Origin of the sequence: Paenibacillus sp. TAB_01 (assembly GCF_043945595.1) — a bacterium.
Taxonomy (GTDB): domain Bacteria; phylum Bacillota; class Bacilli; order Paenibacillales; family NBRC-103111; genus Paenibacillus_S.
The window spans coordinates 5629885-5647368 of the sequence record NZ_JBIFNP010000001.1; the positions used below are offsets into that span (position 1 = coordinate 5629885).

Annotated in this window: 13 protein-coding genes and 4 pseudogenes; all 17 read right to left on the reverse strand. The window is 51.3% G+C overall.

From position 1 onward, the window contains the following. Positions 1–4 precede the first annotated feature (4 nt). The 17 genes and pseudogenes from ACHHV8_RS27410 to ACHHV8_RS27490 all read right to left on the reverse strand — a co-directional run bounded on the left by ACHHV8_RS27410 (position 5) and on the right by ACHHV8_RS27490 (position 17484). Positions 5–1835: pseudogene (locus tag ACHHV8_RS27410) on the reverse strand (polysaccharide biosynthesis protein). Positions 1836–2412: 577 nt separating this feature from the next. After that, a pseudogene (locus ACHHV8_RS27415) lies at positions 2413–3976 on the reverse strand (lipopolysaccharide biosynthesis protein). 12 nt (positions 3977–3988) lie between these two features. Beyond that, entirely contained in the window at positions 3989–5191 is a 1203-nt protein-coding gene (locus tag ACHHV8_RS27420) for a glycoside hydrolase family 88 protein (protein WP_395162519.1), read from the reverse strand. A 107-nt stretch (positions 5192–5298) separates the two neighbouring features. Continuing rightward, a complete protein-coding gene (locus ACHHV8_RS27425) occupies positions 5299–5778 on the reverse strand; it encodes an acyltransferase (protein ID WP_395162520.1) in 480 nt (159 codons plus the stop codon). A 21-nt stretch (positions 5779–5799) separates the two neighbouring features. Then, on the reverse strand, positions 5800–6999 hold the full coding sequence (locus ACHHV8_RS27430; protein WP_395162521.1) for a glycosyltransferase: 1200 nt from the start codon (positions 6997–6999) through the stop codon (positions 5800–5802). After that, entirely contained in the window at positions 6996–8204 is a 1209-nt protein-coding gene (locus ACHHV8_RS27435) for a glycosyltransferase (protein WP_395162522.1), read from the reverse strand. The genes ACHHV8_RS27430 and ACHHV8_RS27435 overlap by 4 nt, the downstream gene beginning before the upstream one ends. Before the next feature lie 53 nt (positions 8205–8257). Continuing rightward, a complete protein-coding gene (locus tag ACHHV8_RS27440) occupies positions 8258–9421 on the reverse strand; it encodes a polysaccharide pyruvyl transferase family protein (RefSeq protein ID WP_395163644.1) in 1164 nt (387 codons plus the stop codon). Between the two features lie 645 nt (positions 9422–10066). After that, positions 10067–10516: pseudogene (locus ACHHV8_RS27445) on the reverse strand (glycosyltransferase family 2 protein); the annotation flags it as partial. Next, on the reverse strand, positions 10479–11681 hold the full coding sequence (locus ACHHV8_RS27450; protein ID WP_395162523.1) for a glycosyltransferase: 1203 nt from the start codon (positions 11679–11681) through the stop codon (positions 10479–10481). The gene ACHHV8_RS27450 and the pseudogene ACHHV8_RS27445, both read right to left, overlap by 38 nt. Before the next feature lie 31 nt (positions 11682–11712). Next, the gene (locus ACHHV8_RS27455) at positions 11713–12336 is read right to left on the reverse strand and encodes an acyltransferase (protein ID WP_395162524.1); all 624 of its coding nucleotides are present in this window, start codon (positions 12334–12336) and stop codon (positions 11713–11715) included. Positions 12337–12511: 175 nt separating this feature from the next. Next, a complete protein-coding gene (locus ACHHV8_RS36775; protein WP_405045395.1) occupies positions 12512–13660 on the reverse strand; it encodes an ABC transporter ATP-binding protein in 1149 nt (382 codons plus the stop codon). Next, positions 13617–14300 (reverse strand): hypothetical protein, encoded by a 684-nt coding sequence (locus ACHHV8_RS27465; RefSeq protein WP_395162525.1) that lies wholly within the window; start codon positions 14298–14300, stop codon positions 13617–13619. The genes ACHHV8_RS36775 and ACHHV8_RS27465 overlap by 44 nt, the downstream gene beginning before the upstream one ends. Continuing rightward, a pseudogene (locus ACHHV8_RS27470) lies at positions 14297–15507 on the reverse strand (nucleotidyltransferase domain-containing protein). Before ACHHV8_RS27470 ends, ACHHV8_RS27465 begins: the two are co-directional and overlap by 4 nt. A gap of 2 nt (positions 15508–15509) precedes the next feature. Beyond that, entirely contained in the window at positions 15510–15974 is a 465-nt protein-coding gene (locus ACHHV8_RS27475; protein ID WP_395162526.1) for a lasso peptide biosynthesis B2 protein, read from the reverse strand. Then, positions 15958–16269, reverse strand: a complete 312-nt coding sequence (locus ACHHV8_RS27480) for a lasso peptide biosynthesis PqqD family chaperone (RefSeq protein ID WP_395162527.1) — start codon at positions 16267–16269, stop codon at positions 15958–15960. The genes ACHHV8_RS27475 and ACHHV8_RS27480 overlap by 17 nt, the downstream gene beginning before the upstream one ends. Positions 16270–16272: 3 nt before the next feature. Beyond that, a complete protein-coding gene (locus ACHHV8_RS27485) occupies positions 16273–17199 on the reverse strand; it encodes a phosphoenolpyruvate carboxykinase (ATP) (RefSeq protein WP_395162528.1) in 927 nt (308 codons plus the stop codon). Between the two features lie 144 nt (positions 17200–17343). Further along, positions 17344–17484 (reverse strand): paeninodin family lasso peptide, encoded by a 141-nt coding sequence (locus ACHHV8_RS27490; protein WP_395162529.1) that lies wholly within the window; start codon positions 17482–17484, stop codon positions 17344–17346.

Genomic DNA, 17484 nt, shown 5'->3' on the forward strand with positions numbered 1-17484 from the left:
TTATTTAGCCGATTGAAATCAGTTTCTTGGACATCGGGATGACGTTGCTGTTCGCCAGATTCAACAGCTGCTCGCGCAGGCTCGCCCGATCCAGCGTCGTATAGACGGAGATGATGTTGACGATCTCCTCTACATATAAATCGGCCGTCTTGCCGATATAAATTTTCGGATATACCTGCCGCTCGTCGATTTCATTGGCCTTCAGCAGCTCCTCAAACAGCTTTTCGCCGGGACGCATGCCGGTAAATTCGATGCCGATGTCATCGACGGAATGCCCCGACAGCTTGATCAGGTTCCGGGCCAAATCGACGATTTTGACCGGGTCGCCCATATCGAGCACGAAGATCTCGCCGCCTTTGGCCAGAGCGCCCGCTTGAATAACCAGCCGGGACGCTTCCGGAATCGTCATAAAGTACCGAATCATCTCCGGATGGGTGACGGATACCGGGCCGCCCCGCTCAATCTGCTGCTTGAACCGCGGAATGACGCTGCCCCGGCTGCCCAGCACATTGCCGAACCGGACGGCGACGAACTTCGTCTCGCTGTGCCGGTTCGATATCCTGAATCACCATCTCGGCCAACCGTTTGGTCGCTCCCATAACGCTGGTCGGGTTCACGGCTTTGTCCGTCGATATCATCACGAACGTATCGACCCCGGATTTGCTGGCGGCTCTGGCCGCATTCATCGTTCCGATGACGTTATTTCTTACCGCTTCCTCCGGATTTCTTTCCATTAACGGGACATGCTTGTGTGCTGCCGCATGATACACGACCGCCGGACGGTGACGGTTCATCACCGCAATCATTTTGGCGCTGTCCTGGATATCGGCAATCTCCGTTATGAACTCGATGGAAGTATGGCCGTATGTATCCCGCAGCTCCATCTCGATGGAATAGATGCTGTTCTCTCCATGTCCGAGCAGGATCAGCTTCTGCGGATTGAATTTCGCCACCTGACGGCAAATTTCCGAACCGATCGAACCGCCCGCCCCTGTCACCAGCACGACTTTATGCGATATGTATTCCGAAATGGTGTCGATGTCGAGTTCGACCGGCTCTCTGCCCAGCAAATCCTCTACCTGCACATCGCGGAATTGATTGACCGACAGCTTGCCTGTCATCAGATCCTCCAGCTTCGGCAGTATTTTGGTCTTCACCTTCGTTTGGGCGCAGGCCTGAAAAATCGTATTCAGTTCCTTCTTACCCAGAGACGGGATCGCAATAACGATGTAGTCGATCTGATACGTCTCGACGGCCCATTCCAGCCTGTCGACGCCGCCCAGCACGGGCAGCCCGAGAATATCCAGCTTTTGCTTCTTCACATTGTCGTCGATAAACGCCACCGGAATAAGATCGGCGTCGTTGTTTTTCACCAGCTGCCTGACGACCATTGTTCCGGCCGAGCCCGCGCCGATAATCAAGGTCCGCTTTTTATGATCGGCCTTCTTGATATAAGTATCCCTTAGCAGCCTCCAGCAGAAGCGCGAGCCTCCGATCAGCAGCATATGGAGCATCCAGGTCACGGCAAGAAGCCGGAAGTAAATGTCCTGGACGATGATCTCCTGGATAACGGCGGCCGTAATAATGGAAAACGTCACGGCTTTAAAAATAAACAAAAGCTCCCCGATACTCGCATACTCCCATGCCTTCCGATACAGCTTGTAAATCATCGAAAAAATATGATGGCTCAGCAGCAGGGTGATCGAGCTGACGACCAGCGGGTACGTAATCACGTGCAGATCGGCGCTTAGTAAAAACCGGCTGAAAAAGATCGACGTCAGCACGATGCAGGAATCGGCCATCATTAATATGGATAACCTTTGGCGATAAGACAAATGAGTTCACCTCTCCATAAAGTTCTTAAGTATAAGGCCTTAAGACAAGACCCTATAATTAAACCCTTTATTTTGTTGAGGGCATCTAACCCTTCCTCACACCACACCATTGACGACTGGCATCTAAGGTTTATTTCAACCCACAGCATGGCCGAGTGCCTCCGTTGATAACGGCCAGGAGACATCACCGGAATATTCCAAATAAGAAATATTCTTTATTAAGAACATTTATTTCAAAAAAAATTTGCATTGAATATCGAAATGCTGAGAAGAGTAAAATTCGCCAGGAACATACTTCCCAGTACTTAGAGTGAAATCACAGGGGTGAAATATGGGAAAAAAGTGCGAATGATGAAGATTCATTTCTCAGATTGTTCTTTATAAAGAACATTATTTGAAAAAAAATAAGCAACTGCCTCACGCTTATAGTTTCCATTGTAGTTCTTTATAAAGAATGTGTCAATACTTTCTACCTATATTTTCTTATCCGTCGGAGTGACCGGGGTGCCTTCTATAGAGATCCGATAAAATCGTGTCCGGTGCGGGCGCTGCCGTTCCGCTTCCTCCCTCCCGGCTTTCAGGAGCTGCCCGACGAAACGTTGCGGCGCGAGACGGCCTTGAACCGTTTCAGCACTTTACCCGCCAGCTGTTCCGCAATTCCGAGCAAATACTTGAATTCATTCGTTTTATAAAATAAGGCGGCATACACGGCATTCGGAACGACGAAACAGATCAGGCATTTCAGCAAAAAGTCCGTTACCGTACCGGACGGCAATAATCGGCACAGAGTGCCTGCCGCTCCGCAGGCAACCGCTCCGACCGCTGCGTAGTACGCATAGCGGGCATAGTAATGCAGCAGAGGCCGCTGGAACACTTTCTTATACACCAGATAAGGCGTCGTCCAGAAAGGCATGGCTACAGCGCTGACGAGCGTGCCGAGAAACACGCCGACGATGCCGATCTTTTCGGACCAGGATCAGGGAAACCGCCAGATTGATGACGGCCTGCGCCAGCGGCACATAGCGGTCCTCATGAAAAATGCCGGCCGTTGTCTTCACCGTACTGATGGAATTGCGCATGCCCCGTTCATAGAAGCTGACCATCAGCACGATCAGCACGGCCTGCCCCATCAGAAACTGCTTGCCGATCCACAGCGTAATAAACGGCTCAATAAGCCAATACATCGCGATAGCGCAGAACGAATACAGCCAGAAATTAAGCAGCATAGTGACTTTATAGACGCTGTAAATTTTCTCCTTGCTCTCCTTGGCTACCAGGTTCCCCACGCTATGATACATATTGTTAAACACTTGATTTATACAATTGCGGCAAATTTCAATCAGCATGTTATAGTTCGAGTACAGGCCGACCGCCGCGATGCTGACATATGTGGAAATAATAATATTATCCGTGCCGAAAACGAGATAAGTCCCCACATTCTGCAGAATAATAGCCTTCACATTCTTGATGATATTACCCTTGGTTGCGGCGTCCAGCACCGCGGTGACCTTCTCTTTCAGGAAAGGATACCGTTTGTCGACAATCCGGGCCAGAATGATACTATTCGTTACCGTGATCACACAGTCGATAATCAGGTACAGTATATAATTTTGGGTCGCATATAAAATGGCTATTTTCAAGCACATCGACAAAATGGACGACACGGAATAGACCGCCGTAATGATGTAACCCTTCTGATTGACGTTCAGAAACGAATTTTTGTATTGAAAAAAATAAGGCGTCACCGTGTTCAGCAAAAATACGAGATAAATCAGATGAATATGCTCCACATTCGCGTCTTTGACGAAATGATCCAGAAAGGGCATGACGCTCAGCCCGAAACCCAGCACAATGAAAGCTATGATCCGATAAGCTTTTTTATACAGCTTCATCAGCATGATTATTTTTTCTTTATCGTTCTCGGCCACCGGCTTGTAGAGATTGTAAATAATGCTGGAGCCAATTCCCGCCTCGGCCAGGGACAGCATCGCCAGGATGTTGGTGAACAGCCCGTTGACCCCCAAATATTCGATGCCGAGCGTTTGGATAAACACCGTTCGCGAGAAGAAGCTGAGCAGCGTGATGATCAGCTGGTTTCCTAATCCTGCCGTGATGTTAATGATGGCGTTTTTTGTTCTCATGGCTGGTTTCCTTTAGGCAATATGTTTTATCGAATCCGTTTTGCGCTCCATCCTCCGGATGCAGCGAATGGAGAAGCCCTGCGTAAACGGCATGATATTGAACAGCATCGAATAAACGCCGATATCTTTCGTATCCCCCTGCGAGAAGTCGACCGCTCCGTTTCTGCGCGTCACTTTCATTAAATAGCCGATCGCCTTCCGGGCGCCTTCCTGACATTCCTCGGATATGCCGCGGATGCGGGAGGCATTCCATAAGAACCAGCCGAGCATTGCCGTAGCGGAAGAATCGGCTCTCGCCTCGTTCCGGGTTACTACCCAGTTCCATTGGCCGCCGCTTTGCTGGCACCGAAGGAGAGCTGCGGCAAACTTTTGTACCATCGTCTCCAGCACCGGCTTGTATTTATGCGTATCCGGCAGTTCATTCCAGGCGTCAATCAGGCCGATGGCGAACCAGCCGAGCCCTCTGCCCCAGCCGTACAGACCGAGCGGCGCTTTATTGTCCACCTTATACACATGGCACGGCAGGTAATGAGACTCCAGCATACCGTACTGTTCGAATTGTTTGATCTGTTTTACCGCCAGGCTGACGCATTCCTCCACCTGATACCGAAGACCATAGGCTACCAAGAAAGGACAGATGAAACCGATCGTATCCACATACCGGTAGCTTTTCATAAACTTCCTGTATTCCACCGTTCCATCCGTACCGATATGGGATTGGATCATTTCCCACGTTTCATCCAAAGCCGGCTTGTAACGATTCGTATCAATAAAATCGAATTGCATCAAGGCGTACGCAAGAATCCCCGCATCGACATGCTCCGGCTTCGTTCTCCAATGACCGCCGGCATCCAGCTTCCGGTCAAGATACTTCAGCACTTGTTCCCTGACCTCGGGAGAGGCTCCGTTTCTCGTACATTCCGACAGCCCGAGCAGCAGGGACGCCTCCTGCCATTGCTGGATGGCCGCCTTCGTATAGTTGCCGCGCAGCATGTCGATCACAACGAGACGGGTATTGTCCGTCACCTTCATTTGGGGCGTACGCTGAAGCCACCGGAGGCCTCTGTCCGTTATAGCTTGATTCCATACCGCCTCCTTGTCATACCGGCCTATGCGTATACGCTGCAGCCAGTCGATACCGACAGGCAGGGCATCGATCAGCAGCACCGCGGCGGCGAGCAGAATCAAACCGTAGGCAATTATCGCTAGAATCATATCAGCTGCTCCTTCAATAAGTCGTTTTATTCCACATAACCGACAGAGCTTCCCAGCTCTTCAGACATTCGCGTGCATTTCTCGGAGGAAATCTGTCCGCCAATGGTTCAGCTTCGGTCATACACAGGCGCATGCTGCATCCTCATCCTGTGCTTCTGGATATATTCATCCGTCCTGGCAATAATTCTCGCCGGATTCCCGCCGACGACACAGCCTTCGGGCACCGATTTCGTCACAACGCTTCCGGCGGCAACGATTGCATTTTTCCCTATTCGGACTCCGGGCATAATTAAGGCTCGTGCACCGATAAACACGTTGTCTTCAATCACGATTTTGGCGATCTTCGTATAGTTTAAGTAGCGTTTGGTGCTTGCGTCATGCGCTAACAAATACGCCTGCGGCGCAAAGGTGACGTTATTGCCGATTTCAATTAACCAGCAATGGGCATAGTCAATCGTGCTTCCTCCAAGTCCATGGCAGTTTTCTCCTACCTTCATGCCCCTTCGCAGGCAAGCCTCAGTCGTCAGATCTTCCAGCGATTTTCTTCCGAAACGGATTTTCAATGAGTTAACGATACGATTGAACATACCCTTATCCCCTTTTCACGGTTAAACTGTTTGCACCAGCCGGTAAAACTTCTCTATCTCCTTTTCTCCGTCCAACGGTTCTTTCCTTAAATTATCGGTAAATTTGCGTCGAGTCTGCTCCTCGTTAATCAGTCTCTCCAGATGAGCCGCCACCGACTCGGCGTTCATCCCCGCTATCAATCCGGTTTGCTCGTGCTCGATATGATTGCCCGCCGTGTCAAAATTGGTTATGACGATCGGTTTACCGAGTATCTTGGCTTCCTCTATGGAGATGGAACGGCCTTCATATCTTGAGGTTTGTATAAAAATATCCGATTCCCGGATATAGGGATACGGATTTTCTTTCAATCCGAGCAGCGTCACCTTGTCCTCTAATCCTTTTTGCTTGATTCCCTGCTCCAAGGGTTCCTTGTAGTTCCCCTCGCCAATCAGATACCACTTGACCGGGTACCCTTTATTGACCAAAATTTCGACGGCGTCCAATGTAATTTCAAGGCCTTTCACCTCGGCGAGACGGCCGACGGAAATGATCGAGACGGACGAATCGCGCTCCTCTCGCATGAAATCGGCGGGCTCCAGAGACATTTTTCTAATTACACCGGCCGAGATGATATTATGGATGCATTTCATTTTGCCGTCCAATTGCGGGAACATCGACTTTAAAATTTGAACCAGCGGATCGGAAACCGTAACGATATAATCCAATCCCCCAAAATATTTTTGCTCCATGTCCGGGTCGATCCCTAATTTGTTGTAATCGGTATGAATCCATCCGATTTTTCTTTTGGCTTTGACATTATCTACGCAAAAATAAACCGGGTTCTTCTCCTGAAAGCCTATGGCGGCATCATATTCACGGTTCAATCGGACGACAGCCCGGGAAATATATTTCCACACCTTTTGTTCGATGAGCGCGATGTTGTTCTCCGTCTTCATCATCAGCCCTAGCATAAGCCGATACCAGGCCAGGCGGAAGCTCCCCTGCCCCAGCAGCCCCCTCAGCGCCTGCTTGATCGGCATGTCGAAATATTTGTAATTGGGCGGCTCGGGCAGCAGATGCACTTGCTCCGGCAGCTTGTTCAGGAACAGCCCCTCGTGCTTGAACAGAAACAAGTCCACTTCATAGCGGTCGTAGTCGATCGTCTCCAGCAGCGAAATTAACGATTTCTCCGCGCCCCCGCAGGTTAGCCTATTCATAACGAACAGCAGCTTTGTTTTCAAACCGGATCACCTATCTTAAACAGACTGTACAGCTTGACAATTTCCGCTTCGGTGCCCAATTTCAATTGGGCCAGGTTGGAGGCAAGCTTCATCCGCAGGCCCCTGTCCCGAATCAGCTTTTCCATCCCGTCCGCTACGGCATCGGCATTCATCTCCACGATCACCCCGTCGGTACCGTCGCGAATCTGATCCTTCGCCGTGCTGAAGTTGGTCACCAGGATCGGCTTGTTCAAAATTTTGGCTTCATCGATCGCAATGGATTTCCCTTCGAACTTGGAGGGCTGGGCGTAAATATCGGCCTGCTTGATGTAAGGATAAGGGTTGGCCTTCAGGCCCAACAGCCGGAAATGCTTCTCCACTCCATATTCGCGAATCAGCCCCTCCAGCTTCTCCCGCTCCTCGCCTTCGCCAATGACGTGCCATTTGACGGGGTAGCCTCTGTCCACCAGCTTCCTGCACGCCTCAACCGCCATCTCAAAGCCTTTCTGATGATGCAGCCTGCCGATGGAAAGAATCGTTATTTGATCTTCCTGCTTATCGTAAACGTCCTGCTTTTCCTGCTCGGCCATTTGATGAATCATCGCCGGCGAGACGATGTTATAGATGACTTCCACCTTATCCTGCTGGTCCGGGAAGCGGTTCTTGAGAATAACCGCGCATTCCTCCGAAACGGTTACGATATGATCCAGCTGCCTGAAATAACCGATGTCCATAGTCGGATCCATTCCCAGCTTGTCGTAGTCGATATGAACCCAGCCTATTTTCTTCGCCGCTTCTACTTTGTCTACACAGAAATAAGTTGAAGTCTTCTCCAAAAACCCTACAGACACATCGTATTTGTGGGGAATATGCTCCAATGCCTTGGCCAAATACACCCAGTTATACTGCTCCGTTGTGATGTTGTTCTTCGAAAGCTTGTTTTTTATCGTAAACAGGAGCCGATTGTAAGCTAACGAAATTTTGCCCCGTCTTATCAGCCTGGGAATGGACTGCCAGAAGGGAAGCGCAAATAAATGGTACGATTCCGGCAGAGGAAGAAGCCTCACCTGTTTGGGGAGAAATTCCATAAATAACCCTTCATGGTTCAGTAAAAACAGATCCACGTTATACTGCTCATAATCCATATGGGACAGCAGGTTGATCAAGCTTTTCTCTCCGCCTCCGGCCGTCAGGCCGGGCATAACGAACAATACGTTTTTTTTCATAATGTACCTCAGCTTCAAAGATTCAACGTACGGCAAAGGGACGGGATCTGCGGTTACGCTCTGACTAAGGTCTTCAGAAGGTCTACGGCCTTATAGGACAGCTGCTTGATCTGCGGGATCGATTCCTGAAGCTTGCTTCTTATCGCACTCTCTTCGGCCAGCATTTCGTCGAATTTCATCTTCAACTTGCGGCTGTCCGATATTTCTTTAATGCTGAGCACGAGCTTCTCTTCTCCGAAAAGATCTTTGGCGATCCCCTTCGATTTCACGCTGTAGCCGAGCACCATGGTCGGCACATGATTCGAATAAGCGGCGATGGTGGCGTGCGTTCGGGCACCGATAAAAAATCGCATGCGCGAGATATAGCCTTTGTACTGGATGGCATTCAAATCGTTGGGCAGCAGCAGCACCCGGCCCGTGTGCCTGAACTCTTCGTAATAGGTGCGAAGCACCTCGTAATCGTCGTTGTCCGCCTGAATGACATGGGGAGTGAGCGCAATGGTCATATCCGTCGTCTTGACAATGTGCCGGATCAGCGCGCTGACCGCTTCGCGTGACGCCTGATTTCGTTTCCAGACCAGCGGGCTGAAGTTTAACCCGACCGTGTTGCCCTGCTGCCAGCCTGCAGGAAGCTCCAGCTCCTCCTTCTCCATCGTAAAAGCGGAATCGGCGCACAGCTCCACATTCCTCAAGCCTTTTTCCCGCAGCATGTCATAGGTCAAGGTCTCCCGGGCAAGAATCAAGTCGTACCCCTTCAAGTCCTCCAGCTTCGCGTCGGACATATCCTCCGGTCCGATGGAGCAGCCCCACAATACCAGCTTTTTCCCCTTCGCCTTCACTCTCCGGTTAATCTCATACCATCCCGGCTGCTCGCCATAGCAGTAGTTGTCCCCTCCGATCGACAAGCAGACATCCATTTCCCCGATCCGCTTGATGACATTGTTTTCAATCCTGCCCAAGGCGTAGGAGTCCGTTTTGAACAATTTATACTGGGCGGCCGACAGTGCCCACTCCAGGGAGAACTTCTTGATGGAACGAGGCGCTCCATCGTAAATCCCGTCGAGCTGGGTGATAATCGTATCCGTTTCGGGCTTCTGGGAAGCGAGATAAACCTGGGCCCCGTCGATTCTCTCTTTAATGAGATTCGTGGACGAACGGACAATCGCTTCGCATCCCCTGTTCAAGCTTCCCCCATGGGAAAACATCATAATTTTCATAAATCGGACCCCTCCGGTTGTTTTATTTCGATAACGGCTGTAGGATGCTGCGCAGTACAGGCCGAAGACAAATCGGCTGCGGATCAAATCCGTCACCAGCTTCTCGTATCTTCCGACCGACGCATATTGTTCCCTGTAGTAAACTTGCAGCGCCTCCCTGACTGCTGAATGGCGTACCATTTTCTTGACGTAGCGGTACCTTCTTCTGAAGCTGATCTCGCTCGACGGCATCAAATAAATGTAAATGTAAGACATAACATTGCGGATCAGCCTGAGCGATTTATAATCATCGATCTGCTTGCGGCCGACCTTCCCGGCAAACGTGTCAGGCAGCTTGGATTGATACACTTCAAGCGCCCGTTTAAAATAGTCCTTCTCCATAATATTGCGGGTTGCGCTGCCCATCGTTTCTTTATAATGGTAGCCCGAATAATCGGTATATAAGGCCGTACGCGCTCTGCTGAAAAAGTGGAGGTTAAACAGCTCATCCTCTCCCAGAGCAACCCCGTAAGGGAACTGAATCCGGTTCTCTCGAACCGTTCGATGCCTGTAAAGCTTATTCCATACGGCGTTTAAATTTTCCGATTGGAGGAAATAGAGCAGAATTTGCCGCTCAATGTACGCCCGGTCCAGCGTCTCGCCCACCGGAAAAGGATATCGCGTTTCGAACCTCCGGCCGTCCATCTCGCTCTCGAAGCCCGAGATAACCACATCGCTGTCGTGCCGTTTCGCTGCGCGGTACAAGACCTCATACATGTCCCGCTCGATATAATCATCGGCATCGACAAACCCGATATATTCGCCTGCGGCTTCGCTAAGCCCGGCATTCCGGGCAGCGCTCACGCCCTGATTGACCTGCCGGATCAGCCTGATTCTGGAATCGTTCCGCTGATACGACTCGATGCATGAAGCGCTGCCGTCCTTGGAGCCGTCATCCACGAAGATAAATTCGCATTCCTGCAAGGTCTGGCTTAGCAGCGATTCAATGCATGGCGCAAGGTATGCAGCTGCATTGTAGACCGGTACAATCACACTGACTTTGATGCCCACGTCTTTCTCACCCCTCCACCAGCCGTTCCAGCTTGCGCAGTTCATGCGCGTTGCCGAAATCTTTGCCTTCTATATTGTCCGACAATGCTTTCCTCATTTCGTGATTCCGGTACAGCATTTCGATGCCTTCGGCTATCCCTTCGGCGCTCAGCCCGCAGGTAACGCCGTCGATTCCGTCATCGACCTGGCTGGCGGATGTCGGATACCGGGTAATAAGGATCGGCTTGCCCAATATTTTCGCTTCCGTCACGGTCACTGCCTTGCCTTCGTATCTTGAAGGCTGCACATACAAGTCACAGGCTTTGATATAGGGATAAGGGTTCGTCTTTTTCCCGAGAAGCAGGAAGCTGTCCTCCAGCCGGTGCTCCGCTATCAGCGCCCTCAGCTCCGGCTCGAAGCCCCCGTAGCCTACGATGCGCCATTTGATATGCGTCAGCCCTTTATCATGCAAAATTTTCAACGCCCTGACGGCCATATCAAAGCCTTTGACATAGGAGAGTCTGCCTACGGAAACGATATTGAATGCATTCCCGTACGTGTCGGCCCCCGGCAGCTCTTCTTCAGCCATTTTCTTAATAAAAGCGGGAGAAGTAATGTTCTCGAACAGCATAATATGGCCGTTCAACGAAGGATACTTCTTAACGAACGCCCGGGTCACCTCCTCCGAGACAGAAGCGATGGAATCGAATCTGCTCCAAACGGCCAAGTCGAGCTGCGAATCGATCTCAAGCTCGCTGAAATCCGTATGGATCCAGGCTACTTTTCTGCGAGCGGACACCTTCTTGGCAATGATGTCGTGCGGCCAGGCGTAGCTGATCACCAGATCGTAGCTTTTGGGCAGACGGGGCAGGAAATAACTGCAGTATTTTAAAGCCAGCTGCATCTGTACGTAGCCCGAGCCTTCCTTGAAGCGGCGCTTTCTCGCCGTCCGCCCTGCAAGCCATTTGCATGCCACCCGAATCGCGGCCGCGGCATAGTGTCCTTCCTTTAGGCACTGGACAATCGATTTTCGGAACACCGTATAGGCAGCCAGCTGCGGCAGCACATTCACCTGAGGAGGGATGAGAGGAAAGAAGTCTCCCGTATGATGAAAGACGAACAGGTCCACGTTGTACTTATCGTAGTCCAAGCTTTCAAGCATATTGATCAGGCTTCTTTCAATGCCGCCGATTTCCATATCATAGGTTGAGATCAGAATGTTTTTTTTCATAGCCTACAGCTCCCCCGAAAACGGTACTTAATTATTGAGCGGCCGATGCAGTCTCGTAATGGATAAACTGCTTCTCCCGCTTGTTCAGAAATAACGTTCCGGGAGGCACGACTCCCTTCACGACGCTTCCCGCCGCTATGACGGCATGGTCTCCAATAACCGTATCGCGCAAAATCACGACATTCGAGCCGATCCACACATGCTTGCCGATTAGCACCTCACCCTTGAGAAGATGGTCGCTTCCGGAGCTTTTGTAATTATGATCGTGATCGTTAATGCTGACGTTCGGAGCGATCTTGGTGTATTCCCCGATCGTGATTTTGCTGACACAGTTAATATTGCAGTTGTCGTTAATAAACACCTTGTCGCCCAGATGCAGCTCCCCGGATAGATCGATGCGGAGACTGGCGTTTTTCCGTATGTAGACGAATTTCCCAATGTACACCTTGGCCCGCTTGCTGAACACCTCGATCCGGCTGTTAGCCTGGAGCAGGTAGACCGTCGCCTTTATATTTCGGAAATAAACAGCCTTGTAGAACAGCCCCCGGGCCGCGCCGATGCCATGTCCCCAATACATGATCAGCGTAAAATACAGTCCTCGGCTGCGGCATTCCATCGCCAGGGCAGCGGCAATTTTCTTCATGAGAGTTATCATTCGGTTCTCTCCTACAGCTTTTTTCTCCATAGAATACCCTTAAAATATTCGCTATAAAGAACATTGAGGCATGGAGTATTCACAGCAATCGCACGAACGTGACAATGCGATTAATTTCATAGTAATTCTTTATAACGAACATGTCAACGCTAAAATCGTACTTAAAAAAGAACATTTACCCGACAACCCTCGCAGACTGCGGCGTCTCTGCTCCGGCTGTACCTTCTTTCCCTGCCTGTGTGATGCCGGCCAGCCTTCCCTGCTCCAAAGTAATTACCTGATCCGCATTCCGAATGGTCGACGGCCTGTGGGCGATAATAATCAAGGTCATATGCCCTTTCAAGCGGTCCAGCGCTTCCTGGATCTTGGCCTCGTTCTCCATATCGAGCGCGCTTGTCGCCTCGTCCAGCACAAGAATGGACGGCTTTCGAAGTATGGCTCTTGCCAGGACAAGCCGCTGCCGTTCTCCTCCGGACAGCCGGATGCCCCTGTCGCCGATCATCGTATCCAGCCCCTGCGGCAGTCTGGCGACGAATTCCCCCGCTGCGGCGAAGTGCAACGCTTCGTAAAGCTCTTCCTCCGTGGCATGAGGCTCCATCATCAGCAGATTATCGCGAATGGTGCCGTTAAACAGTAACGGGTCCTGCGGCACATACCCGATGGACCTGCGCAGGGATAACAGATTGCGGCCTGTCAACGGTTGGCCGTCGATCATAACCTGCCCGCTCTCTGGCTGCAGGAGTCCCATCAAAATATCGACCAGCGTGCTTTTGCCCGCTCCGGACGGACCGACAATCGCGGTCATCTCCTTCGGACGGATATGCAGCTGGATACCGCGCAGCGCATAGGCGCCCGCGCTTCCTTCGTAGCGGAAGCTCAGGTTGCGGCATTCGATGCCGCTTGCAATCTGCAGCGGCTTCACGTCATGCTCCGCTGCTCCTCCGCCCGAAATTTCCGTGGCGTCGAAGCATTCCTTCTGCAGCTCCCTTAATGCCGTAAAGGCCGGAACCGCAGCGGCGATCTGCTGCAAATTGGCTTGAATGCCGATAAACCTCGGCCACAGCCTGGAAAAGATTAAGACGATCAGCAGCACCTGCTCGCCTTGCATGCGGAAGGACACGACGGAGAAGTAAATAAAGCAGCCTATAATGACCGATGCGGCCAGCTTATAGCACAGCTGCGAATTCATTCGGATACGGGTATGCTCAAGCCGCTCCCCGCCGATCCGCTCGGACCAATCCTCCAGCCAGCGGATGCGCGAGGCCTCCAGCATATTGCTTTTAATATCCTTGATTCCGTTCAGCTGATCCGTTATGCCTCCCATGTAGCTTCTCGCCAGCTCGGAGGTCTGGCTTCCCGCCGCCTTTGACTTCCGGATAAAATGACGGGAGAAAAAGGAGATGACGATGCCGCAGCACAGCACAAATAAGGTGAGCTTGGCGGACAGCCACAAGGCAATTCCCACCTGAATCAGCGTGAACACCAGTGAGGCCATAAACTGCAGAAACAGGTAGGTCGCCGTTCATCACACGGGCCAGTTCTTCCGTTAAAGCGGTGATCAGATCGGACTTTCTTTTCCGGATAAAAAACTGCCAGTTAGCCTGCAGCATAGCCCGGTACGTCTCCAGACGCATATAGTTAATGAAGCCGGTGTGGATCCGCGTGTCGCGAATCGTTAAGTTTCGCTGCAGCAGGCTCTGGCCGAAATTCAGCAGCAAGTACGCGCCCAGAAGGATGAGCAGCGCCTGCGGCACAGGCATGGCCTTCAATGCATCGAGCAAGGGGAGCCTAGAGAGAATGCCTGCATTCATATTCCATATGCCGCTAATACTGAGCAGCGGAACAATCAGGAACAGTCCCAGACCGTCAAGGAAGCTGATCAGCACCATCCCCAACAGATTGACATACAGAATTTTACCGGCGTAAGCATGCATTTGACGGGTAAAGTACAGGATATGCTTCATGGGGTCCCGCCTTCCGTCAGCGTAAGCTTTTTGGTTTTCCTCCAGGCCCACAGAAAAGGACGCAGGGGAAAATAAAGGAAATGCAGTCTTATGGGCAGCCTTAAGGTCATGGCGTCCTCCGGATAAGGATAGAGGAAATTCAGAATAAACAGCAGCTTATGCTGCAAGGACATGAGCGAGAACAAATGCCTCTTGTGATACCTAGCAACCGCCTCCGGCACCGGATCGGTATGCAGGTTCACCATCTGCCGGATATAAAATAAGGCTTCCTTCGCCAGACGTCTGCCCCGCTTCATCGCGATCAGAGCATGCATCTCGGCCTTAACCGGCGTACCCAGAAGCTCCGAGGCCAGTACGAGCGCCTGCGATGCGGTGTGAAGATGCTGATGCTGTTTAAGCAGAGGCAGCAGCTTCCTCAGATCCGGCTCCTGTCTGACAATCCGATCGATGTCCGTCAGCCAGCGCAGCCGCGACCAGCCGTGGCGCGCGCCATGGGAGATGAGGAACAAGAACAAGTCTTCCCTCCCCAGGTAAAAGACCGGATGATGGCTAATGACGCTTGATCTTCTCCGTTCCCACAGCTGCTCGAAGCTGGGCTCCTTCGCAGGCCCGGGACCTAATCTCCAATGGATTTCGATCTTGATGCCTTTGTGCGGATGGAAGAACGTCACATGGTGATGTCTCCACTTCCAGTCGTTCAGCACGGTTTGAATGTACTCATCCTTCACGTAGCCAAGCTTCGCCAGCAAAGATTCGGCTTTCTCCAGATCCTGCATCGGCACCAGCATATCCAGATCTGCGGAGGTTCGCATCGAAATGTCGCCGTATAGGTCGGAAGCAAGGATCGGACCCTTTAACACCAGCGTGCGGATACTCAGCTCAGAGAGCACCTTGCAGAGAAAATCCATCTCGGCCGACAGGCGGAGCATGCGAAGCGTATTCTTCTGATATTCCTTCTGGAGTGTTCGGATAACTAGCGGAGGAATCCAAGCAGCATGATATTTTTGAAGATTCGTGTATAAGGCGGGGAAAACTCGATGATGTGCCGCAAGCTTCAGGAACAGGCTCCAATCGATGTCGTCTGTCCGGTCTTTGTACTCAAGCCCCCCCTCTCCTGATTGTCCAGCTTTAACAGCGAGAGCAATAAAGTCAACTCGTCGGTCCACGGCAGCACATCCGGCTGCAATTCGGCATCCAATATACTCATGTTCACTGTCCTTCATTCCTGATAAATTTCGCAAATTTACCGACCACGGTAAAATCCTCCATGCCCTCATATCCCGTGATATAATAAGGACCGCTTCGCAGCCAGGCATGAGCGGCCATATGTCCTAATTCATTTCTGGCTGTGCCCAGATAAATCGTGCTTTCGATCCCGCGCCTGTTCAGCATTTTCGAGGCTGCTATCGCCCGGACAAGACATTTGCTTTCCCAGAACGTATGCCCGCTGACAACTTGGATCGCTTCATGCACCCGTGCCAGCTCGGCTTTGTTCCCCTCCGGCAAAGCATGGGAGGTTTCCTCCATCCGGGCGCCAAGCGACGGCGCAATCCTTGCGAACGGCAAAGAAATCAAACAGCGGGCCAAGCCCAAATACAGAAAAGCTTCTATGAATAAAAGGATTGTTTTCTTATTTAGTGTGAACAGCTTTCTAAGCTTATTTAGAATCGCCATGGTCTTCCCCGGATTCGATAAGCCCTTCTTGAAGGAGCATTTCAGCGAATGAAATAACGTGCTGCTCGCATTCGCTCCGGTTCACCTCATATTCCGCCGTCAAGGTATCGACAACCTCGCCAAGGAGAGCCGGCTGCGCCAATAGCCCCCATATCCTTCCGCCGATTTCACCCAGGTTATAATATTTGCCGCTCTCAATGCTCAGCATAACCTTCTCTCCACCCATATCGCTTACAATGTTCCCTTTCACTTGAACGACACGCTTGGCAAGCGACAAGCCCTCGATTTTAAGCATGAACTATTCCTCCCCATTCAAGGTATGTAATATGGCAGAAACCAATTGCGGCGCCGTGAAGCCTGAGCTGGGCCGGCGGAGCCGGAACAAACCGATGTGCCGAAGCATGTGGGCGGAGGTCTGAAAGTGCCATTCGGTCAGCCCCAGGCCCGGAAGAAAGAAGTTGCGGTACGTATGATAGTACAGGGTATGGAACCGTTCAAGCTTTTCAATCCGCTGCAGCTTGATCTCTTGCGCATCGGACTTTATCAGTTCGAAGACACCGGCCAAAGGCAGTGTCTCTTCGTAATACTGCGAGACAACGGGGACGCAGTACTTGTCGGCCCTTCCATTAACAGACCGGTAAGGCGCCGTCTCTCTGCCGAAATGGTGCAGGCTTTCCTGCCAAAGCTTTTGCTGCGGATAGGATGGAGTCACATACGGCTCAAGCTGCGGTGTAAAGGATACCGCAATCACATCGTCGCTCAGCAGCCGGTAGCCTTCATTCATGAATGCCGTCGCCAGCGTGGACTTTCCGGCGCCCGAATCGCCGATAATCGCGTAGGCCTTTCCGTTTATGGCGAGTGCGCTGCCATGGAGCGGAAAGATGCTTCTCTGCATCAATAACGCTCCCATACACGTGCCGAGCAGGAGCAGCCTGACCTCATCCGGATCCGCTTCCGCCGTGGGGAAGAAGGTAATGCGATTGCCCTCGCGTATGGCAAACAGGCCGACTCTCGGAATTTGAAACAGGACGAGCCCGTTTTGAACGACAAAGGCATTCGGCTTATCCGCCAATTGATGGTACAGGTCTGTCAAATTCTCCAATGCGACATGAACGTCTATGGCTTCGGAGGATCCGGTCCATACGGGCAGCTCGGGGAATTCCCACTCGCTGGAAATCGTTAAGCCGAAGGCTTTATACTTCAGCTTACTTGTTATATTCAACATTGTCCCACTCCAATAGTTCCATGGTTATGGTTATGCTAAAGCCCTTATCCTTACGTTCAGGTATAAGGGCTTTAACATATTAACCTCGATTTACGGCAATCTACGAGATTCCCTATGTACAAAATCAAAGTAGATTGAAATTTCTTAACTCCATGTCAATTCTGGAAATGGGGTGCCCGCTTCATAGGCATGGTCAAGATGCTGCTTGATTGCGGTTTGACCCATTGTCATTTTAACATCGAGGACTTCCAGAACAGGTTTTTGCCATTCTTTTTTCTGTACCAT

Excerpts from the sequence above, each read along its gene's own strand:
- ACHHV8_RS27420 (WP_395162519.1), bottom strand. The coding sequence starts at position 5,191 with ATGATTCTAGCGATAATTGCCTACGGTTTGATTCTGCTCGCCGCCGCG.
- ACHHV8_RS27425 (WP_395162520.1), bottom strand. The coding sequence starts at position 5,778 with ATGTTCAATCGTATCGTTAACTCATTGAAAATCCGTTTCGGAAGAAAA.
- ACHHV8_RS27435 (WP_395162522.1), bottom strand. The coding sequence starts at position 8,204 with ATGAAAAAAAACGTATTGTTCGTTATGCCCGGCCTGACGGCCGGAGGC.
- ACHHV8_RS27440 (WP_395163644.1), bottom strand. The coding sequence starts at position 9,421 with ATGAAAATTATGATGTTTTCCCATGGGGGAAGCTTGAACAGGGGATGC.
- ACHHV8_RS27450 (WP_395162523.1), bottom strand. The coding sequence starts at position 11,681 with ATGAAAAAAAACATTCTGATCTCAACCTATGATATGGAAATCGGCGGC.
- ACHHV8_RS27455 (WP_395162524.1), bottom strand. The coding sequence starts at position 12,336 with ATGATAACTCTCATGAAGAAAATTGCCGCTGCCCTGGCGATGGAATGC.
- ACHHV8_RS36775 (WP_405045395.1), bottom strand. The coding sequence starts at position 13,660 with ATGGGAGGCATAACGGATCAGCTGAACGGAATCAAGGATATTAAAAGC.
- ACHHV8_RS27465 (WP_395162525.1), bottom strand. The coding sequence starts at position 14,300 with ATGAAGCATATCCTGTACTTTACCCGTCAAATGCATGCTTACGCCGGT.
- ACHHV8_RS27475 (WP_395162526.1), bottom strand. The coding sequence starts at position 15,974 with ATGGCGATTCTAAATAAGCTTAGAAAGCTGTTCACACTAAATAAGAAA.
- ACHHV8_RS27480 (WP_395162527.1), bottom strand. The coding sequence starts at position 16,269 with ATGCTTAAAATCGAGGGCTTGTCGCTTGCCAAGCGTGTCGTTCAAGTG.
- ACHHV8_RS27485 (WP_395162528.1), bottom strand. The coding sequence starts at position 17,199 with ATGTTGAATATAACAAGTAAGCTGAAGTATAAAGCCTTCGGCTTAACG.
- ACHHV8_RS27490 (WP_395162529.1), bottom strand. The coding sequence starts at position 17,484 with ATGGTACAGAAAAAAGAATGGCAAAAACCTGTTCTGGAAGTCCTCGAT.